This is a genomic window from Pseudomonas sp. F3-2, assembly GCF_038804275.1.
GTDB lineage: Bacteria > Pseudomonadota > Gammaproteobacteria > Pseudomonadales > Pseudomonadaceae > Aquipseudomonas.
In genome coordinates, this window is record NZ_CP152388.1 from 108,237 (window position 1) to 129,078 (window position 20,842).

18 protein-coding genes are annotated in these 20,842 nt (G+C 58.8%); 3 read left to right on the forward strand and 15 right to left on the reverse strand.

Annotation, left to right across the window (positions count from 1 at the left end; genetic code table 11):
• Positions 1 to 9 precede the first annotated feature (9 nt).
• The 5 genes from AAGQ88_RS00520 to AAGQ88_RS00540 form a co-directional block, all read right to left on the reverse strand.
• Positions 10 to 1,164: a DUF5924 family protein gene (locus AAGQ88_RS00520; protein ID WP_285422936.1), complete on the reverse strand. Its 1,155-nt coding sequence runs from the start codon at positions 1,162 to 1,164 to the stop codon at positions 10 to 12.
• A 274-nt stretch (positions 1,165 to 1,438) separates the two neighbouring features.
• Complete coding sequence (locus AAGQ88_RS00525) at positions 1,439 to 2,821, reverse strand: pitrilysin family protein (RefSeq protein WP_342654152.1); 1,383 nt, start codon at positions 2,819 to 2,821, stop codon at positions 1,439 to 1,441.
• Positions 2,822 to 2,888: 67 nt separating this feature from the next.
• Positions 2,889 to 4,532, reverse strand: a complete 1,644-nt coding sequence (locus AAGQ88_RS00530) for a Na/Pi cotransporter family protein (RefSeq protein WP_285422721.1) — start codon at positions 4,530 to 4,532, stop codon at positions 2,889 to 2,891.
• A 309-nt stretch (positions 4,533 to 4,841) separates the two neighbouring features.
• A complete protein-coding gene (locus AAGQ88_RS00535) occupies positions 4,842 to 5,609 on the reverse strand; it encodes a TerC family protein (protein ID WP_093466702.1) in 768 nt (255 codons plus the stop codon).
• Between the two features lie 64 nt (positions 5,610 to 5,673).
• Positions 5,674 to 6,981, reverse strand: coding sequence for a CitMHS family transporter (locus tag AAGQ88_RS00540; RefSeq protein ID WP_285422720.1), 1,308 nt, complete (start codon positions 6,979 to 6,981; stop codon positions 5,674 to 5,676).
• Between the two features lie 322 nt (positions 6,982 to 7,303).
• Between AAGQ88_RS00540 and AAGQ88_RS00545 the strand changes: the two genes are divergently transcribed.
• On the forward strand, positions 7,304 to 7,720 hold the full coding sequence (locus AAGQ88_RS00545) for a GFA family protein (RefSeq protein ID WP_342654153.1): 417 nt from the start codon (positions 7,304 to 7,306) through the stop codon (positions 7,718 to 7,720).
• Positions 7,721 to 7,791: 71 nt separating this feature from the next.
• Here the strand turns inward: AAGQ88_RS00545 and AAGQ88_RS00550 are convergent, their stop codons facing one another.
• The 10 genes from AAGQ88_RS00550 to AAGQ88_RS00595 form a co-directional block, all read right to left on the reverse strand.
• Entirely contained in the window at positions 7,792 to 9,753 is a 1,962-nt protein-coding gene (locus AAGQ88_RS00550; RefSeq protein WP_342654154.1) for a DUF4105 domain-containing protein, read from the reverse strand.
• Positions 9,750 to 10,070, reverse strand: a complete 321-nt coding sequence (locus AAGQ88_RS00555) for a DUF2388 domain-containing protein (RefSeq protein ID WP_093466710.1) — start codon at positions 10,068 to 10,070, stop codon at positions 9,750 to 9,752. Before AAGQ88_RS00555 ends, AAGQ88_RS00550 begins: the two co-directional genes overlap by 4 nt.
• 36 nt (positions 10,071 to 10,106) lie before the next feature.
• On the reverse strand, positions 10,107 to 10,412 hold the full coding sequence (locus AAGQ88_RS00560; protein ID WP_342654155.1) for a DUF2388 domain-containing protein: 306 nt from the start codon (positions 10,410 to 10,412) through the stop codon (positions 10,107 to 10,109).
• Between the two features lie 105 nt (positions 10,413 to 10,517).
• The gene (locus AAGQ88_RS00565) at positions 10,518 to 10,835 is read right to left on the reverse strand and encodes a DUF2388 domain-containing protein (protein WP_093466714.1); all 318 of its coding nucleotides are present in this window, start codon (positions 10,833 to 10,835) and stop codon (positions 10,518 to 10,520) included.
• A gap of 374 nt (positions 10,836 to 11,209) precedes the next feature.
• Positions 11,210 to 11,425, reverse strand: a complete 216-nt coding sequence (locus AAGQ88_RS00570; RefSeq protein ID WP_342654156.1) for a DUF1127 domain-containing protein — start codon at positions 11,423 to 11,425, stop codon at positions 11,210 to 11,212.
• Positions 11,426 to 11,744: 319 nt separating this feature from the next.
• Positions 11,745 to 13,238 (reverse strand): acetyl-CoA hydrolase/transferase family protein, encoded by a 1,494-nt coding sequence (locus AAGQ88_RS00575; RefSeq protein WP_342654157.1) that lies wholly within the window; start codon positions 13,236 to 13,238, stop codon positions 11,745 to 11,747.
• A 189-nt stretch (positions 13,239 to 13,427) separates the two neighbouring features.
• Positions 13,428 to 14,873 carry an NAD(P)(+) transhydrogenase (Re/Si-specific) subunit beta gene (locus tag AAGQ88_RS00580; protein WP_342654158.1) on the reverse strand — a complete coding sequence of 482 codons (1,446 nt, stop codon included), beginning with the start codon at positions 14,871 to 14,873 and terminating at the stop codon, positions 13,428 to 13,430.
• Positions 14,873 to 15,196 carry an NAD(P) transhydrogenase subunit alpha gene (locus tag AAGQ88_RS00585; protein ID WP_093466722.1) on the reverse strand — a complete coding sequence of 108 codons (324 nt, stop codon included), beginning with the start codon at positions 15,194 to 15,196 and terminating at the stop codon, positions 14,873 to 14,875. The genes AAGQ88_RS00580 and AAGQ88_RS00585 overlap by 1 nt, the downstream gene beginning before the upstream one ends.
• A gap of 11 nt (positions 15,197 to 15,207) precedes the next feature.
• Positions 15,208 to 16,329, reverse strand: a complete 1,122-nt coding sequence (locus AAGQ88_RS00590; RefSeq protein WP_342654159.1) for a Re/Si-specific NAD(P)(+) transhydrogenase subunit alpha — start codon at positions 16,327 to 16,329, stop codon at positions 15,208 to 15,210.
• 436 nt (positions 16,330 to 16,765) lie between these two features.
• A complete protein-coding gene (locus AAGQ88_RS00595; RefSeq protein WP_342654160.1) occupies positions 16,766 to 17,662 on the reverse strand; it encodes a LysR family transcriptional regulator in 897 nt (298 codons plus the stop codon).
• Positions 17,663 to 17,835: 173 nt separating this feature from the next.
• Between AAGQ88_RS00595 and AAGQ88_RS00600 the strand changes: the two genes are divergently transcribed.
• Together AAGQ88_RS00600 and AAGQ88_RS00605 are read left to right on the forward strand one after the other, a co-directional pair.
• On the forward strand, positions 17,836 to 19,017 hold the full coding sequence (locus AAGQ88_RS00600; protein WP_342654161.1) for an acyl-CoA dehydrogenase: 1,182 nt from the start codon (positions 17,836 to 17,838) through the stop codon (positions 19,015 to 19,017).
• A gap of 11 nt (positions 19,018 to 19,028) precedes the next feature.
• Positions 19,029 to 20,249 carry a CaiB/BaiF CoA-transferase family protein gene (locus AAGQ88_RS00605; protein WP_342654162.1) on the forward strand — a complete coding sequence of 407 codons (1,221 nt, stop codon included), beginning with the start codon at positions 19,029 to 19,031 and terminating at the stop codon, positions 20,247 to 20,249.
• The last annotated feature ends 593 nt before the right edge of the window (positions 20,250 to 20,842 follow it).

Below are 20,842 nucleotides of genomic sequence, written 5' to 3' on the forward strand. Positions count from 1 at the left end.
GGAGCGAGCTTAGTTGGTTTTGGCCGGATCGGGCGAGCTCTCTGCTGGCGATTTGTCATCGGTTTTCGGCGTGTCGGAATCCGCCGGGCCAGCGTCGTCTGCCCCCGGTTTCAGGCCCGCTGGCGTGATCTTCTTGCGAGTGACTGCAGGCTGGTCTGTGTCGGTGACTTCAAAGCGCAACACCCCGATCATCTGGCCATCCTCGGTCAGCACACGCACCTGCCACTTGCCCAGTACATCAGGAGGAAAGTTCTGTTTGTGGGTCCAGGCCCGATAGCCTTCCTTACGTCCGCCATGAATGTCTAGAGCAATTCGATCGACCTCTTCGCCGTTATGCCGCCAGACATGGTAAATGCGCTCGTCCAGGCCGCGCGGCGCGTTGATCGAGGTGTAAGCGTACAGGCCGGAGCTGCGCAGTTGATTGACGCCGATCTCCTGAATGCTCTCGCCCGGCGTCCTGTTCTGGTTGTCGAACCGGGTGCTCACGGCGACTTCGGTCAGCCACAGCGTGGCCGGCGGCACCCACGAGCGCAACAACCAGCCTGCTCCGCCGATGGCCAGCGTCATCAGCACCAGCCCGATTGCGCGTTTCCAGTTGTTGATCGGGAAACTCGAAGCCAGGCTCGGAAAAGACAGCAGCATCGCCGTGATCAGCGAAAGCTTGTAGCTTTCAGCGGTGGTCAGGTGAAGGATGACCGGCAGCGCCGTGAGCAAGGCGGCGAACAGCGTCAGGGTGTGCAATGCCATGAACAGCCAGCGGCGTGGCGCCAGCCATTTGTAGTACAGCGGGTCGGTAATCGACACCAGCCCCGCAGCCGCCAGGATGCCGGTGAACACCAGTTGGCCGCTGTTCCACGTGGTGGTGACGAAGAAGAACGGCAGAACGAAGAACAGGCTTTCCTGATGAATCATCTGCGTGGCGTAGCGCAGTAAAGGCTGCGGGATCTCGCGTTTGAAGATCCGGGCGATCAATGCGACAGCGCTGTTTTCCACCATCAGCCACAGCCAGCTGACCAACATGATGACCGCGATCCACGTCGCAAGCTTGGCCTGACGGTCCACCAGAATGAAGCTGCCGATCCCCGAGCAGAAGCCGAAGAATGCAATCACCCCCGGGTAGCGCTTGATGAACTCCAGTACGCGCTGTACGTGAGAGTTCTGCATGATGGCGTTCAAGTCCGGCATTTCGGTGTTCACTTTGGCGGTAGGAAAAATCCTTGGCAGGATACCAATGATCACAGTTCACACGTGCACGGAAACCGCTTATGCCGATCGCATCGGCGCGCGATTCCCCTCTGTGTGGCACATAGCGGCAGTCATCTCTGCTAGCCTGGAGTGGCAGACCAACCCGACATGCATTTCGGCTGCCGCTGCGCGTCAGATCGCGGGCAAGAGCGCTTCTACATTGACTGACTGACCTGGACTCGGCGCACTCCTATCAGATCGGGCGTCTTTTGTAGACCCGCCAACGCCAGAAAATCACGAGCGCGACCAGCGCCAGCAACGCTATCCCGATTTCATACAATTGGTCGTAGCTGATCAACGGCTCTTCAATGCGCAAGTATCCAGGCTGGCTCAGCAGCTGGCGCATCGCACGGTTTGCCAGATCCAGACTGACACCGCGGGTACGTTTGGCCGGGTCTTCGAAACGGCCGTCGTCGTAGTCGTTCAGCGCGCCCCAGTAGTAGTCCGCCAGCGCACTGTTGCCCTGCACCGCCCAAGCCTGCTTGGCGATGGACGCCTGTTGCAGACGGGCGAAGGTCGCCGGGTCCATGCCTTCTTTGCGTAACCGCTCCAGCATCGAACGCACGGCCGCCACCGCAGAGGCGACGTCGTCCCGCGACAGATCGGCATTCAGGCTGAGAAATCCGGTATCCCCGAACGCCTCACGATCGGTCCAAGGGCCATACGAATAGCCCTTGTCCAGACGCAACTCGCTGTACAGCGCCCAGTCCAGATAGGACTTCACCAGATCCCAGGTTTCATCGTGCTGCTCGCCCAGATCCGGCTCGGTGAAGAACAGATGCAGCTTGGCCCCGTCACCCAGCGCGCCGCGCACCAGCGTGCGTTCGGGTTCGGCCTTTTCGGACATCGTCAGCAGCGGAGGATGTTCGCTGGGGTCAACGGCATTCAGCTGGCCGAACGTGCGCTCCAGATAGGCTGGCAGCAATTTGTCCAGATCACCCACGATGATTAGCGTCATGTTGTTGGACGCGTACCAGTTGTCGTGGATGTTTTCGATCTGTTCGACGGTGAGGTGATCCAGCTCAGGCCGCTCCGGGCATTTGAGGCCCAATTCGACGGCCAGTTGATTGCTGGCGCCGTGGCCCAGGTCACGTTTGTCCAGCCAACGTTGCAGATGCGAGTAATGGCCACCGTCCTCGCGTTCGACGATCCGCTTGGCGGTGTCCACGTTGGCCTGATTCACCTGTGTATGGGTCAGCACGTTCAACAGCAGGTCCAGCACCTTGCGCTGATTCTGCGCAGGCGCTTCGATCACGAATGTGGTGTCAGTGTTGCTGGTGAACGCGTTCCACTCCCCGCCCAGCGCCTGCATCTGCTGCTCGAGCCCGCCCTCGCCACTGCTATCGATACCGCTGAACAACACATGCTCAAGCAGGTGCGGCAGTTCTTTGTCTTCACATTTGAAATCATCGAAGCCGACGCCTACGACAAGGCGGATGGACACGTGGCCCTTTTCAGCGGGCTTGAGCAATAACTGCAAACCGTTGGGCAATACGTAGCCTTCCACCTGAAAGCGGTCGATGGCCATAGAGGTCAGGGATGTCAGACACAAACAAATGAACAGCAGGCAACGCATAAAAACGGGCTTCCTTGCGGGCCGGTATGTGTAACAGACTTCGGGCTGGCCCCTGCGTTCACCTCGATTACTCGGGCTGGCTCTCACTGGAGAGTGCGCCGGTGTCACTTGTTTCCAGCACGGCGTAAGCGCTGCTGCAGAACAGCGAGTTGAGCCGCTTCATGTCGGCGATCAGCTCAAGGTGCAATGAACTGGTCTCGATACTCTGCACGATTTTACGTTGCAGTCTGCTGACATGAGCGTGCGCCAGACGCCGTTCCTGTGCCCGGAAACGACGTTTCTCCCGCAATAGCTGGCGAGCGCTTTCCGGATCTCCGCTGAGAAAGACCGACAGGCCCAGGCGCAGGTTGGCGATCAGTTGCTCATGCAGCCCGGAGAGTTCTTCCAGACCCACGTCGGAAAACGACCTGCGCTGGGCGGTTTTCTGCTGCTGAACCTTGCGCAGCATGCGTTCGATCAGACCGCTGGCGAGTTCGAGGTTGATTGAAAGCTCGATGATTTCTGCCCAGCGGCGGTTGTCCTGATCGCTCAGATCCTCGCGCGGCATCTGTGCCAGATACAACTTGATCGCGTTGTAGAGCACTTCGATATCGTCGTTCAGCCGGCGCACTTCTTGCGTCACGGCCGTCTGATTGCCTCGCAACACTTCCTGCATGGCGTTGAGCATGCTGTCGAGCAGATCGCCCATGCGCAACGTCTCGCGTACGGCATTGGCCAACGCCAGGCTGGGTGTGGACAGTGCCGTGAGGTCCAGATGGCGTGGCTTGGTCTGACCGTTGACCTCAGCCTGTTGCGGCAGAATCGAAGCGCACAGGCGACCCATCGGTCCCACCGTCGGCAGCATGATCAGGCAGCGCAGCGAGTTGTAGATCACGTGGAAGCTGATCACCAGACTCGACGGGCTGACGTTCAGCGAGTCCATCCAGTGCACGAGCGGCGTCAGGACCGGAACGATCAGCAACAGCCCGATCAGCTTGTACAACAAGCTGCCCAGCGCCACTTGGCGCCCGGCGACGTTCTGCATGCTGGTGCTGAGAAAGGCCAGCAGCCCGCTGCCGATGTTGGCGCCAATGACCAGGCCGATCGCCACTGGCAGGCTGATGATTTCGGCGCCGGCCAGTGTTGCCGTCAGCAAAACGGCAGCCAGGCTGGAGTATGAAATCAGCGCGAACATCGCGCCGACCAGGGCATCGAGCAGCAGATCACCTGTGAGTGAAGCGAACAGTACCTTCACGCCGGCGGCCTGAGTGATCGGCGCCGCAGCGGTCACGATCAACTGCAAGGCGAGGATGATCAGGCCCAGACCGATGCCGACGCGACCCAGTTGGCCGATGCGAGTCTGCTTGCGCGAAAGAAAGAAAATCACGCCAAGGAAAATCAGCAGCGGCGAGAGCCACGACAGGTCGAACGTCAGTATTCGAGACATGACGGCCGTACCGACATCGGCGCCGAGCATGATGGCCAACGCCGGCGTGAGCCCCATCAGGCCCTGACCCACGAACGAGGTCACCAGCATGGCAGTGGCGTTGCTGCTCTGAACCAGAGCTGTCACAAGAATCCCGGCGATGAACGCCAACGGACGTTTCGACATGTTCTGGCTGAGCACGCGTCTCAATTGTGAGCCGTAGACGCGCAGGATGCCGGTACGAACGATGTGCGTGCCCCAGATCAACAGCGCGACGGCGGAAAGCAAATCGAGCAGGGTCAGCATACGGAAAGCCCCCTGTTGTTGCCCAACGGGCAGAAGATTAAAAGTGCAGCGTGTAGCGAGCGAAGGCGCCTGAGCAGCTAGATGTTCATCGCGCTCGACTAAAGCTTTAGTCGGCCTGAGGCCTTATTGCCAGCATGGCACAGACGATTATTTCTTGAAACAAATCTGTAACAAATCAAGCGTTTCGAATCGCCCAGCTCCGGCGATGGCAAGACTGTGGGCGCAAGCTTGCTCCTCTCCAGGCCATGCCGCTGAATAAAAAACGGGGCATCCAATGCCCCGTTCTGTCACCGCTACACGCACTGGGTGTTATTGACCCGGAACGTCCTTGCGAAGTTTCACAGGGTCTTTCATGGCCTTTTTCTTTGCCATGGCCATGCGCATCTTGATGTTGATGGCCTCCACTGCCAGCGAGAACGCCATGGCGAAGTAAACGTAGCCCTTTGGCACGTGCACATCGAACGACTCGGCGATCAGCACCGTACCCACCACGATCAGGAACGAGAGCGCGAGCATCTTGAGCGACGGGTGTTTGTCGATGAAGTCGCTGATAACGCCCGAGCACAGCATCATGATCAGCACCGCGACGATGATCGCTGCGACCATGACAGGGACATGGGAGACCATGCCGACTGCGGTGATGACGGAGTCCAGCGAGAAGACGATATCGATGATCGCAATCTGGATGATGGTGTACAGGAACAGACCGCCCTTGCCTTTCGGCTCGTCGAGTTCCTCTTCTTCACCTTCCATGCCGTGGTAGATCTCTTGAGAGCTCTTCCACAACAGAAACAGACCGCCGAAGAACAGGATCAGGTCGCGGCCGGAAATACCCTGGCCGAAGACTTCGAACAGGTCATCGGTCAGGCGCATCACCCACGTGATGGACAGCAATAGCAGGATGCGCGTGATCATCGCCAGGGCCAGGCCGAAAATACGCGTGCGAGGCTGCATGGCCTTCGGCATGCGGCTGACCAAGATCGAGATCATGATGATGTTATCGATGCCCAGAACGATTTCCAGGGCAGTCAGCGTGAAGAAAGCAACCCAGATCTCAGGGTTGGTCAGCCATTCCATTACGTTTTCCTTTGGGCTTGTATGACCCTCGCCAACCTGTGTCGGCGAGGGCGTTCATTTGCATTTATAGACTGCTGTAGGCAGGGAAAATCCCCATCAGCAGTGCACCGATCATGATGCACACGCACACCAGCACCGCCCACTTGAGGGTGAAGCGCTGATGATCACCGAACTCGATGCCGGCAAGCGCCACCAACAGATAGGTCGACGGCACCAGTGGGCTCAGCAAGTGGACGGGCTGACCGACGATCGAGGCACGCGCCATTTCCACCGGACTGATGCCGTAATGCGCCGCGGCCTCCGAAAGCACCGGCAGGACGCCATAGTAAAACGCATCGTTGGACATGAAAAAGGTGAACGGCATGCTGACGATCGCCGTAATGACGGCCAGATACGGCCCCATCGACTCGGGAATCACCGCCAGCAAGCTTTTCGACATGGCGTCGACCATGCCGGTGCCCGACAGGATACCCGTGAAGATACCGGCTGCGAAAATCAGCCCGACCACTGCCAGCACGCTGCCCGCGTGAGCGGCAACGCGATCTTTCTGCGCCTGCAGGCAGGGATAGTTGACGATCATCGCGATACTGAACGCGATCATGAACAGCACCGGCAGCGGCAGCAGGCCCATGATCAACGCCACCATCAGTGCCAGAGTCAGCGCTGCGTTGAACCAGATCAGCTTGGGACGGCGGGCGTCCGGGAACTGCGAAACGCTGATCTCGCTGTGGTCGACTTCGTCGCCCGGCAAATGCAGCTCGCCCAGACGCGCACGCTCGCGTTTGCCGTAAAAATAGGCGATTACCAGAATCGCCACGACACCCGCCAGCATGGCCGGGATCATCGGCACGAAAATGTCCGACGGGTCGACGTGCAGGGCGCTGGCAGCACGGGCGGTCGGGCCGCCCCACGGCGTCATGTTCATGACACCACCGGCCAGAATGATCAGGCCGGCCATGATTCGCGGGCTCATGCCCAGGCGGCTGTACAGCGGCAGCATCGCGGCGACGCAGATCATGTACGTGGTGGCGCCGTCGCCATCCAGTGACACGACCAGCGCCAGCACTGCCGTGCCGACGGACACCTTGACCGGGTCGCCTTTCACCAGCTTGAGGATTTTGCGCACGGCCGGGTCGAACAGGCCGGAATCGATCATCAAGGCGAAGTACAGAATGGCGAACATCAGCATCACGCCGGTCGGCGCGAGCTTGGTGATGCCCGAGAGCATCATGGGGCCGATGTCCGAGGCAAAGCCGCCGAACAGGGCGAAGACGATTGGAACAAGGATCAGGGCGATCAACGCCGACAGGCGTTTGCTCATGATCAGGTACATGAAGGCGACGACCATGGCGAAGCCGAGGAAGGTCAACATAGCAATACTCCAGCGTTACGCGAGGTGAAAAAGACGAGACGAAGTCATCAGCTCAGAACGAGCGGCGCGTGGAGTTGGGGGGCGAGCGAGGGGTACATCGCAGTGCAAGCAAGCATCAGAATCACCTAATTGTTGTTGTAGATGGGCCGGCGAACGTCAAAAGACGTCCGTTCTGGCTACCGGTCTGTCGCCGGCGATGACGGGATGCTAAAGGGATAAGCTTTCAGCCAGCTTTCGCGGGTGATACGTCGCACGCTGGACAAAAAATGAAGCGATTGGCTTGAGCGGCAGTCACATCCTGAACCAAGTCGGGAGAACATCCATGAATGAGATGCACACGGGCGGCTGCCATTGCGGCAATTTGCGTTATCAGTTCGAGGCGCCGCTGTCGGATATTGCCCACTGTCACTGCTCGATCTGCCGACGCACCTCCGGCGGAATCGTCGTGACCTGGATCACCGTGCCGCTGGACGCGTTCAAGTGGTTGGCAGGCAGTCCTGCGGCTTACGATTCCGGTCCGACATGTGTGCGTTATTTCTGCAACAACTGTGGGGCACAGGTCGCGCTGTTCAGCCGCAACAGCCCGCAGACCATGGACGTGACCATCGGCACGCTCGATCAGCCGGAGCTGGCGCCGGCTGCCCGGCATATCTGGACTGACAACCGCCTGCCCTGGCTGCATCTGGACGAGCACCTGCCGGGCGAGCCGGAAGAAACGGCGGCCCATCGCTGCGGATGAGCGGGCTCAGGGCTAACGGAGAGGTTGCGGTTTTCCGATCGCCAGCACGCTCACCCTTGGCGCTCAAGCTGTCACGGCAACTCCAGTCCGCCCGCAGCTTTGTGCAGTGCGCGCAGATGTTCGCCCACCTGCTTGAGGTTTTCATCGGTGGCGGCGATCTCAGCGGCGCGATCAGGCTCCAGCAGCGCTCGCACTTCCGTGTCCAGATCGCCGGTCAGCCGCTGCAGCTGCTTTTGCCGCTGGGTGCTTTCTTCTTCCAGCCGTTGCCACTCGCCTTGTTGCGGAAGGCCATAACCGCCGCTGCCCAGCAGTTCTGCCGGGCGACTCAAGAAGCCGCTGTTTGCCAGAATGTCCTGCAACGTTCCAGTGGCTTTGGAGACGCCGTTGTCCTTCTTCTCCACCGCGCTCAGATAACGCTGCTTCACCTCATCCTGCGCGAGCAAGAGCTGACGACGCTGAGCCGCCTGTTCCAGCAGCAGCATTGCGGCGCTGGTCCGCAGGTCGGCCTTGGCAAAGTAAGGCTGGCGCTCCTTGGCAGGCAATGTCAGCCAGTCCTCGACGGTGGTTTGCTTGACGTCCGTGGTTTTGCGCAGCACATCGAACATCGCCTGATAGCGGTCGCGATACGAGTCGAAGCGATACCCCAGGCGCAGGGCTTTCTTCTGATCGTCGAGCACACTGGTGTCGGCCAGCCCTCGCCCTTTCAACACTTCCAGCAAGCCGTTGGGCATGATGCTGTCCAGACCGACCAGACGTGGATCGTTCGTACCGCTGCGCAGCAACTTCAGATTCTCTACCGCGCAATTGTTCGACAGGAACCAGTAATTGCCGTCGTACGCCCAGTGCATTTCAGCGGCATGTTGCACCAGCCCGTCTATTTCTTCGCGAGACAGCTTGAGTGGCACTGACGCCAGGCTGCGAAGCTCGGTCTTGGTGTATTCGTCGATGACCTGACCCAGTGGCAGCACGAACAGCCGTGAAGGATAGGCGCCCGTCAGACCACTCCAGCTGGACAGCTGCAGGTCATTGACGAAGGCGCGATAGGACAACACCAGATGCTGATCAAGATCGAGCCGGCAATCCGGGCCACGTGGCCGGCCGGGTTTGCAGATCACCAGACGCAACATGCTGTGACCCCAGCGACTCACCAGGTTCTGATTGGCTTCGGCCAGCAGATAGTCCACTTCATAGACGCGCTCGGGGTCGAGCTTGCCGAGCGGCTCGCGGGCAAAATCGTTGCCGGCATTCAAATACGGGTAAGACGTGGGGCAGTCATCCTTCGTGGCAGGCGCCCAGTCGAACTGCTTTTTGTAGTAGTCATACAGTGCCGGTCGGCGGCAGGCGTACGCCGGATCGAGCAGAAAATACTCCATGTTCACTGCCACGAACTCCAGCGGACTGCTGATTTCGTAGATATCAGGGCTTCGGGCGACCTGGCCGTTGCGCTCTTCGCGATCCCCTCGCCGTCCGACGTACTGTGGCCAGCCGGCCAGGTCCAGCAGTCGCGGGTCGTCGCTGAGCGTGAAGCGCCGTTCGGTCTGTCCTCGACAACTGTCACGCAGACCGATCTTACCGACGCTGTTGCCCTGCCGCGCGCACGCAATGATCAGCTTGCGTTCCTCGGGTGACCAGAGCTGGGCGTGATCGTAAATGTGGGTCAGTTCATGCAGAACCGTTGCGAGCATTTCTTCGCGCACGGTGCCGTGGGGGCGATTGGTTCGGGTGGTGGCGGCGCTGCCGTCGGTCAGCCCCGACAGCAGACGCTGATTGAGGTCCAATCGATACGGGCCGTCCGCGCGTCCGTAGGCATTGGACGGCATGTCGTCGGTCCAGTGGACTTCGACCTTGCGATCCAGTTTGCTGACGAACATCGGCGGCAGAGCGGCCATTGCTTCATCCAGCAGCGCCTGGCTGGCTTTCTGTTGTGCAGCATCAAGCCCGTCGGTGTGCAGCGACAGGCTCAGGTCGGCGAAGGCGCTCGTGCAGATCAGCGAGAGTGCCGACGCCAGCAGCCAGGCGGCAACGCGCCTCACAATGCGAGAATGGCTTCAGCGAGGTCCTGATCACTTGCATTGCGGGCTTCTGGCAGACGCTCGCGCAGCGTCGCGAATGCGGCGTCCAGTCGGGCAGCGTGAATGTTGCCATTGCTGGCCACATAGCTGGCGGCATCGTCCTGGGCTTCGATCACCATTTTCCAGTTACGCACCGATGACGTGGTGTCCGAGGTGAAGTCGACGCTGCGGCCAAGCGCGCGGACAACGATGTTACTGGTGGCTTTGAGGGTTTGCGCGTGCGCGACATCGGTCAGCAACAGCAGGCCGAGGGCGGCGGCGATCAACGGGGTACGCATGGAACGGCTCCAGAATACAGAAGGTGCAAAAAGTGACTATTGGACGAGGATTGCCTGCGCCAGTTCAAGGTCGCTGGCATGAAGTTTTGGCTGGGTCTGGCGCAGATACATCAACGCCGATTCCAGCTGTGCTCCTCGCAGTTGGCCTTCACTGGCAATGAACGCTGCTGCATCATCCTGGGCGGCAAGTATCAGTTTGTTATCGAAAGGCCCGGTCGTCACCTGGCTGGTGGCGTACCCGCTTTTGATCAGGCTTTGTGTGGTTGTGTCGAATGCTTGAGCCTGGCTGGTACACATCAGGCTGGCAGTCATCGCAATCAACAGGCGAGACAATGAACGCATGAGTCTTCGGTATCGGCAAAACAAGTGGCAAGGCTAGCGCAACACCCGGGCCAGAGCTAGTGCGAACGCTCGGGTGTGCTGGTTCGAAGCTGTCGCGATGCTGAATCAGATAGCAAGAATTGCCTGAGCCAGTTGTGCGTCGGACGCCTGCAAGCCGGGTGCGATTTCACGAATGTGCTGGAACGCGCCTTCAAGCTTCACGCCGCGGATTTCGCCCTGACTGGCCACGAAGCTGGCCGCGTCATCGCGGGCAGCCAGAACAATCTTGTCATCGTGAAAGGACGAAGAGATCTTGGAGGTTGCATTGGACGATGCATCCAACGCGCGAACGATGGTGTCAGTCGTCACGACGAAGCTGGAAGCCTGGACGCCGGTAGCCGCGATGGCGAGAACTGCAGCACTCAAAAGATGAAGGCGGGACATACGTAGACTCCAGTGAACAGATTCAATGACCGCATGAGCAGATGGCGTGCGATGAGCAAGCCTGCGCAGGCGGCGGTTAAGAAGGTGCTGCAAGACTAACGTAACGAGCGGAGGTGGAATAGCAGGGCGAAATGCCACATGCCGTCACCGTGCAATACAGAATGGTTGGAGCGCACACCAGATGAAATTGTACGGGTCTATTGAGTAGATAGTTCAACTGTATCGGTTATTGCTTAGGCGCCTGGAGAATCACAGCAATCGATGAAAGAGCCCTGTAAATGACAAGACCCGTCGCAGTTGCCTGCGACGGGTCTTGTTTGAACAATTCGGGTTGCTGGTGAGAGGCTCGTAGCCTGGGACCAGCAGACGCTTACTTAGCGCCAGAACGGCTTGCTCAGCTCTTCGTAGCGCTGGGATTCGCTGATACCGGCGTCGGCCAGCAGACGAGCATCCAGACGGGCCAGTTGATGGCGGCTGGACAGGCGACGCTGCCAGAGCATCAGGTTGGCGAACACGCGCAGCGGCAACGAGGCTTGAGCGGTTTTTGAGGTGTCTTCGTAGAACAGTTCGGAACTTACGGTGCGTTCCATGGTGCTTCTTCCTTCCGCTTGTGGCGGGATTAGATAGTGGCTTGATTGGTGACAATCTTCCTCTCGTTGCCCCTCTCTCTCCAGACACAGTTCACTTGTATTGTGCTGCTCCAGTTAACTGTGATCAGGCACTGTTTTGTTCGGATTTGGGGCAACTGTATGGGTCGGCACACTATTGGTGCATTTCCTGCGCAGTAATGATGAAAAGAGGGATTTCGGAGGGGAAAATGACCGGTACAGCAGAACAGTTTTTGAATTATTTCCGTTCAGTTCGTTGAAGGTGGCGACGAAAGGTCGTCGTCACCTCCAAACTGTTTTCTCACACGGCCAGCATGCGACCGGTTTCTTCAAGGTTCAGGTGCCAACTGAGTGCGTCGCGCAGTACATGTGGCGTGTGGCCGCCGATTGCACAGGCTTTACGGAAATAGTCGTTCAACGCCTCGCGATACGCGGGGTGGACGCAGTTGTCGATGATCACTCGCGCCCGCTCGCGGGGCGCCAGACCGCGCAGGTCCGCCAGTCCGATCTCTGTCACCAGAATGTCCACATCATGCTCGGTGTGATCCACGTGGCTCACCATCGGAACCACGCTTGAGATCGCGCCGCCTTTGGCAATGGACTTGGTGACGAAAATGGCAAGGTGGGCATTGCGCGCGAAGTCGCCCGAGCCGCCGATCCCGTTCATCATCCGGGTGCCACCCACGTGCGTGGAGTTGACGTTGCCGTACAGGTCGAACTCCAGGGCCGTGTTGATGCCGATGATGCCCAGGCGACGCACGACTTCAGGGTGGTTGGAAATCTCCTGAGGGCGGAGCAACAGTTTCGATCTGTACTGCTCAAGATTGTTGTAGACCGCGTCATGCTTGCGTTCGGACAGGGTCATGGAGCAGCCCGAAGCGAAGTCGAGCTTGCCTGCTTCGAACAGATCGAATGTGGAGTCCTGCAGCACTTCGGAGTACATCGCCATGCCATGGAACGGCGAGTCGATCAGGCCGGTCATGACTGCGTTGGCGATGGTGCCCACGCCTGCCTGCAGCGGCATCAGCTGGTTGGTCAGGCGATTCTGGCGCACTTCGTTCTTGAAGAATTCGACCAGATGTCCGGCGATGGCCTGGGTATCGCTGTCGGCGGGCAGTACAGTTGAAGGTGAGTCGGTCTGGTCGCTGAAAACGATCCCGACGATTTTCGCTGGGTCGATCTTCACGGCCTGGCTGCCAACGCGGCTATCGGCTTTGAGTACGGGAATTGGCAGCCGAGTCGGCCGGTACGTCGGTATATAAATGTCATGGAGCCCTTCGAGCTCCAGCGGCTGAGCGATGTTGATCTCGACGATCACCTTTTCGGCCAGGATGGCGAAGCTCGCCGAGTTGCCGACCGAGGTGCTGAGCACCAGGTGGCCTTCTTCGGTGATCGCCACGCACTCGATGACCGCGATATCGACCGCCTTGATCTGGCGATTGCGCAGTTGCTCAACGGTGTCGGACAGATGCTGGTCGATGAACATGACCGTGCCGTCGTTGATAGCCTTGCGCAGCGTATTGTCGACCTGAAACGGCATGCGACGGGACAGCACGCCCGCTTCAGTGAGTTGTTTGTCCAGATCATTGCCCAGGCTGGCGCCGGTCATCAGGCTGATTTTCAGCGGCGACGCCTTGGCTCGTTCGGCCAGCGCTTTGGGCACAGCCTTGGCTTCACCTGCGCGGGTAAAGCCACTCATACCGACGGTCATGCCGTCCTTGATCAGGGAAGCGGCATCTGCCGCGCTCATTACCTTGCTCAGCAGCGAAGGCAGACGGATACGTTCACGGTGCATGATGTTCTTATCTCGGGACGAGGATGCGAGTGAGCAGTCTAGAGAGTTGGTGTTTTTTCGTCCCGCTACCAAGGTCGCATTCGAGGCCTCTAATTAGCGGGTTTCAGAGCAAAACACTTTTACGCCAGATGTAAAAAACCCCCTGCGCCAGAACGCGCCGGGGGTTCTCTGTGGAGCGGGCCAGAGCGTTTACTCGACGGCTTTGACCATGTCTTCGATGACCTTCTTGGCGTCGCCGAAGACCATCATGGTTTTGTCGAGGTAGAACAGCTCGTTATCCAGACCTGCATAACCGCTGGCCATGGAGCGCTTGTTGACGATGATCGTCTTGGCTTTGAAAGCCTCCAGGATCGGCATGCCCGCGATAGGCGACTTCGGATCGTTTTTCGCAGCCGGGTTGACCACGTCGTTGGCGCCCAGCACCAGCACCACGTCGGCCTGGCCAAACTCGGAGTTGATGTCTTCCATTTCGAAGACCTGATCGTAAGGCACCTCGGCCTCGGCGAGCAGTACGTTCATGTGCCCCGGCATGCGACCTGCGACGGGGTGAATCGCGTATTTCACGGTTACGCCGGCATGGGTGAGTTTCTCGGTCAGCTCTTTGAGCGCGTGTTGAGCGCGCGCTACCGCAAGGCCGTAGCCAGGCACGATGATCACCGTGTCGGCATTGGTCAGCAGGAAGGTCGCGTCATCAGCCGAACCGGATTTCACCGGACGTGTTTCTTTCGCCCCATCTGCTGCGCCAGCATCTGCTGCGGCGCCGAAACCGCCGCCGATCACGTTAAAGAACGATCGGTTCATCGCCTTGCACATGATGTAGGACAAAATCGCACCGGACGAACCCACCAGCGAGCCTGCGATGATCAGCATCGAGTTGTTCAGCGAAAAGCCGATACCCGCCGCCGCCCAGCCCGAGTAGCTGTTGAGCATCGACACGACCACAGGCATGTCCGCGCCCCCGATCGGGATGATCAGCAGCACGCCGATCACGAATGCCAGGATCAGCATGACGCTGAACGCGAACAGGCTGCCCGTGAACATGAAGGTCAGGCCGAAGAACAGCGTGGCCAGGCCGAGGATCAGGTTCAGCTTGTGCTGCCCGGCGAACTGTACCGGTGCTCCCTGAAACAGGCGGAACTTGTATTTGCCCGACAGTTTGCCGAAGGCGATGACCGAACCGGAAAACGTGATCGCACCGATGGCCGCGCCGAGGAACAGTTCCAGGCGGTTGCCGGTAGGGATCGAGTCGCCCAGGTGCTGAACGATGCCCAGCGACTGAGGCTCGACCACGGCCGCGATGGCAATGAACACCGCCGCCAGACCGATCATGCTGTGCATGAAGGCAACCAGCTCCGGCATCTTGGTCATTTCAACGCGCTTGGCCATGATCGAACCGGCCGTGCCACCGACGAGCAGACCCACGACGATGTAACCGATGCCTGCGCTGGCGCCGTCGGTGGACAGCGCAGCCAGTTTGAACACCAGGCCAATCGTCGTCAGCACGGCCAGGCCCATGCCGAGCATGCCGAACAGGTTGCCGCGACGCGAAGTGGTCGGATGCGAAAGGCCTTTGAGCGCCTGAATGAAGCAGATCGCCGAAACGAGATACAACAGGGTGACGAGGTCCATGCTCATTACTTCGATACCTCGTCTTTCGTTTTAGGCGCTTTCTTCTTGAACATTTCCAGCATGCGGCGGGTGACCAGAAAGCCACCGAACACGTTAACGGCCGCCAGCGCGACCGCCAGGGTGCCCATGGTCTTGCCCAGCGGGGTGACGGTCAGCGCGGCAGCGAGCATGGCGCCGACGATGACGATCGCCGAAATGGCGTTGGTCACGGCCATCAGCGGGGTGTGCAGCGCAGGGGTGACGTTCCAGACCACGTGGTAGCCGACATAGATCGCCAGCACGAAGATGATCAAGTTGTAGACGCCATGAGAGATCAGCATGTCTTCCATTGTTTTTATCCTCAGCCGTTCTTGCGGACGATCTGGCCATCGCGGCACATCAGGCACGCGGCGACGATGTCGTCTTCGAGGTTGATCTCGAACTGTCCTTCCTTGGTGAAGACCAGCTTCAGGAAGTCCAGCAGGTTGCGTGCATAAAGAGCAGAAGCGTCTGCCGCGACCAGCGCTGGCAGGTTGGTGTGCCCCACGATCGTGACGCCGTGCTCGATCACCACCTGGTCAGCCACGGTCAGCGGGCAGTTACCGCCCTGGGCTGCCGCGAGGTCAATCACTACCGAGCCCGGTTTCATCTGCGAGACCGTCTCGGCACTGAGCAGCACCGGCGCCTTGCGACCCGGAATCAATGCTGTGGTAATCACGATGTCCGCCTGCTTGGCGCGCTCGTGAACGGCTACGGCCTGACGCTGCATCCAGCTGGCGGGCATCGGTCGTGCGTAACCGCCGACGCCGACCGCGGCTTCGCGCTCTTCGTCGGTTTCGTAAGGCACATCGACGAACTTGGCCCCCAGCGATTCGATCTGCTCCTTCACTGCCGGACGCACATCGGACGCCTCGATCACTGCACCAAGACGCTTGGCGGTCGCAATCGCCTGCAAGCCAGCAACGCCCGCGCCCAGGATCAGCACGCGAGCAGCCTTCACCGTCCCTGCGGCGGTCATCAGCATCGGCATGAAGCGCGGATAGTGATGCGCGGCCAGCAGCACCGATTTGTAGCCGGCAATGTTGGCTTGCGAAGACAGGACGTCGAGGCTTTGCGCGCGCGAGGTGCGCGGTGCAGCCTCTAGGGCGAACGCAGTAATGCCGCGCTCGGCCATCTTGGCGATGATCTCGTTATTGAACGGGTTGAGCATCCCGATGACGACAGTGCCGGACTTGATCAGCGCCAGTTCACTGTCGCCAGGTGCGACGACCTTGAGGATCAGCTCGGCGCCGAAGGCATCGGCAGCGCTGCCAATCGATGCGCCTGCCGCTCCATAAGCGCTGTCCGTCACGCTCGCAGTAATGCCTGCGCCTGACTGGACAGTGACCTTATGACCCTGGCCAACGAGCTTCTTGATGGTTTCCGGAGTTGCAGCAACCCGAGTTTCACCGGACTGGGTTTCTAGAGGGACTCCAATGTGCACGTCAAATCTCCTGCGTGATCTTTTTATCTTTTAAAAATAGGCCAGCGCGCTGCGGATGGCGCGTCTGGGGCAGCGATCACCACGTCCCCGCCAGACAAGACGGGGGCGCGGCATTTTGCAGGGGGAAATGTGGGGCTTCAAGGAATTCTGTAACGCGACGTGTATTTAACTACAAGTCACCCTGTGACCGTTTGACGCAACAAATCGCTACAGGCCGTACAGTTAAAGGCGTTGAGCGACTTCAGACGCGCTCGAAGTTTTTTTCGTATTGATGGGAAGAATGGCTGTAAATAACGCTGAAAGCCACGTGCCATAACGCGTACAGCCCGTTTTGTATTCACAACGGAAGTGTTTCTAAAATGCGACATTGGCAGATATATGTAGTCTTTGACTCTGGCTGACTACAGGGTCAGGAAAGATCGAAATCAGCTCCGAATCAAGGCAGGGCGTAGGTTTCAGCCTGATGCACAAGCCAATCGCGGAAGGCCTTTAATGACGCAGATTCGACTTTTCGCTCCGGGATCATCAGGTAGTAAGCTTTTACGCTCGCTAGCGCTCGGGCATTAGCGATCACCAAGCGCTTTTCTGCCAGCTCCCGCTGGATCAGAAAGGGTGGGATCAGCGCCACGCCCATCTCATGCATGGCCGCCTGTGCGAGCATGGAGAATAGTTCGTATCGCGGCCCTGTCATGTCTCGCGCGACGTTTAGGTCCATCGAGTTAAACCATTGTCGCCACGCGTAGGGACGCGTCGTCTGCTGCAACAACGGCATATCGGCAAGTTCGCGCGCGCTGAACTGTGCCTTGTGGCCAAGTAATTCAGGACTACACACCGGCATCGGGTTTTCACTCATCAGCCGATGCGATTCCGTACCTGACCAGTCGGCATCTCCGAAGTAGATAGCTGCGTCGAACTCGGTGTCGGCAAATAGAAAAGGCCTGGTGCGATTGGTCAGGTTGATCGTCACGTCTGGATTTTTCTGTTGGAAATCCTTCAGCCTCGGAAGCAGCCACTGCGTTCCGAAGGTCGGCACGACTGCCAGTTCGATGACATTCGCACCCTGATGCCCCATCACCGATAACGTGTCGCGCTCCACCGCGTCGAGCTGCGTGGCGACGCGTCGGCTGTAGGAAAGGCCCGCCTCTGTCAGCTTGACCCCTCTGCGCGATCGTCGGAACAGCTCCACGTTAAGGAATTCTTCCAGGCTGCCTATCTGTCGGCAAATGGCGCTTTGGGTGAGGGAAAGTTCGTCAGCGGCCTTGGTGAAGCTTTCGTGCCGGGCGGCTGCTTCAAAGCTGATGAGAGCGGCGGTGGATGGGATTCTGCGGCGCATGTACGTCTACCTCACTCATCAGGACCGTAAATGGCCATTTAAATTGTTTCGGAGTGAGAAATTAGCACAACACTGTTCGAAATCGTCGTTTGCCGTCTACCGAGTCCAGGCCTAGGATCAATTCACGACTTTTCCGGCATCGTCCGGAAGCATCACTCAGCGAGGAGAACGTCATGGGCGGCAAGGCAAGCTTCAACTGGATTGATCCGCTGTTGCTGGATCAGCAGCTCACCGAAGAAGAGCGCATGGTTCGTGACAGCGCCGAGCAATTCGCCCAGGACAAGCTGGCCCCTCGCGTCCTCGAAGCGTTTCGTCACGAACAGACCGATCCGGCGATCTTTCGCGAGATGGGCGAGGTCGGTTTGCTGGGTGCGACCATCCCTGAGCAATATGGTGGCAGCGGCCTGAACTACGTCTGTTATGGCTTGATTGCGCGGGAGGTCGAGCGCATCGATTCCGGCTACAGGTCGATGATGAGCGTGCAATCCTCGCTGGTCATGGTGCCGATCAATGAGTTTGGCACTGAGGCTCAGAAGCAAAAGTATCTGCCGAAGCTGGCGTCCGGCGAATGGATCGGGTGCTTTGGCTTGACCGAGCCCAACCACGGCTCGGACCCGGGCGCGATGATCACCCGTGCCAAGACTGTCGAAGGCGGTTACCGCTTGACCGGTAGCAAGATGTGGATCACCAACAGCCCGATCGCTGACGTGTTCGTGGTGTGGGCCAAGGATGATGCTGGCGACATCCGTGGCTTCGTTCTCGAAAAGGGCTGGCAAGGCCTCAGCGCTCCGGCGATCCATGGCAAAGTCGGCCTGCGTGCGTCCATCACTGGCGAGATCGTCATGGATAACGTGTTCGTCCCAGAAGAAAACATTTTCCCCGACGTGCGAGGTCTGAAAGGCCCGTTCACCTGTCTGAACTCCGCACGTTACGGCATTTCGTGGGGTGCGCTGGGCGCTGCTGAGTTCTGCTGGCACACCGCCCGCCAGTACACGCTGGATCGCCAGCAATTCGGTCGCCCATTGGCAGCCAATCAGCTGATCCAGAAAAAGCTCGCTGACATGCAGACTGAGATCACACTGGCGCTGCAGGGTTGTCTGCGTCTGGGGCGCATGAAGGATGAAGGCACTGCTGCGGTCGAAATCACTTCGATCATGAAGCGCAACTCGTGTGGCAAGTCTCTGGATATCGCGCGTATGGCTCGCGACATGCTGGGCGGCAACGGTATTTCAGATGAGTTCGGCATCGCGCGTCACTTGGTCAATCTTGAGGTGGTGAACACGTACGAAGGCACGCACGATGTTCACGCGCTGATTCTGGGCCGTGCGCAGACCGGCATTCAGGCCTTCTATTAAGGAGACCAGCCATGGGCGCGCTATCGCATTTGCGTGTGCTGGATCTCTCCCGCGTGTTGGCCGGGCCATGGGCAGGGCAGATCCTCGCGGACCTCGGCGCTGAGGTCATCAAGATCGAGCGTCCCGGTAATGGTGACGATACGCGTGCCTGGGGGCCGCCTTTCCTGAAGGATCCTCGCGGCGAGAACACCTCTGAGGCTGCTTATTACCTTTCTGCTAATAGGAACAAGCACTCTGTCACGGTCGACTTCACCCGTCCTGAGGGTCAGAAACTGGTGCGCGAGCTCGCAGCAAGGTCTGACATCGTCATCGAGAACTTCAAGGTCGGTGGGCTCAAGGCATACGGTCTGGATTACGCGTCGTTGCAGGCGCAGAACCCGAGGCTTATCTATTGCTCAATCACCGGCTTCGGGCAGACCGGGCCTTATGCCAAGCGTGCCGGCTACGATTTCATGATCCAGGGGCTGGGCGGGCTGATGAGTCTGACCGGACGTCCAGAGGGCGAGGACGGCGCAGGCCCCGTGAAAGTGGGCGTCGCGCTGACGGATATCCTCACCGGGTTGTATTCGACGTCGGCGATCCTTGCAGCGCTGGCGCACCGGGATCAGGGCGGCCCAGGTCAACATATTGATATGGCGCTGCTCGATGTACAGGTTGCGTGTCTGGCGAACCAAGCGATGAATTACCTGACAACCGGCACTCCTCCTCGGCGCCTCGGCAATGCTCACCCGAACATCGTGCCTTATCAGGATTTTCCTACGGCAGATGGCGATTTCATCCTAACGGTTGGCAATGACAGTCAGTTTCGCAAGTTCGCTGAGGTCGCGGGTCAGCCTCAGTGGGCAGACGACCCTCGGTTTGTCACGAACAAACAACGTGTCGCGCACCGCGCCGAGCTGATTCCCCTCATACGCCAGGCCACGGTATTCAAGACCACCGCGCAGTGGGTCGCCGCTTTGGAGCTTGCCGGCGTGCCGTGCGGCCCCATCAACGATGTGGCGCAGGTATTTGCCGATCCTCAGGTTCAGGCGCGAGGCTTGAAGGTTGAACTGCCTCATTCCCTTGGTGGTGTTGTTCCGCAGGTTGCCAGTCCTATTCGCCTGTCCGAGACGCCTGTCGAGTATCGCCGGGCTCCGCCGCTGCTCGGCGAACATACCGAAGACATCCTCACTAGAGTGTTGGGACTTCAAGAAGCGGAAGTTGCGGCGCTGCGGGAAATCGGAGTGTTGTAGCTTAAGTAATGATCGAGTGTCTGCTGCTCTCTATATAAACAGCTGCAATCACCTGAAATCACAGCTTTTTTGCCTATTTCATAGAAAATTCAAATTAGGTGTTGACGCCCCTCTCAATGTCTCTATAATTCGCCCCACTTCCGGCGCAGACGAAACGGAAAACTCCTTGAGATTCAAAGAGTTAGACGAAGTAAGCAGCGCGGAGGGGCTTCGGTTCAGGTCACTGAATCGGCAGCGGTGAAAAAGGTGGTTGACAGCAGATTGTAACGCTGTAGAATTCGCCTCCCGCTGACGTGAGACGCCAAGTCGAACGAAGCGCAAGTGGTTGAAGTTGCAAAGGAAACTTTGAAAACTTCTGAAAATAACCGCTTGACAGATGATGAGGACGCTGTAGAATGCGCGCCTCGGTTGAGACGAAAAGCTCTTGACCAACCGCTCTTTAACAACTGAGTCAAGCAATTCGTGTGGGTGCTTGTGTCGTAAGACTGAAGTCGCAAGATTATCAGCAACGCAAGTTACTCCACGAGAAATCATGGTTTAACCAACGATTGCTGAGCCAAGTTTATAGGGTTTTCTCAAAACCCGATTGCAGT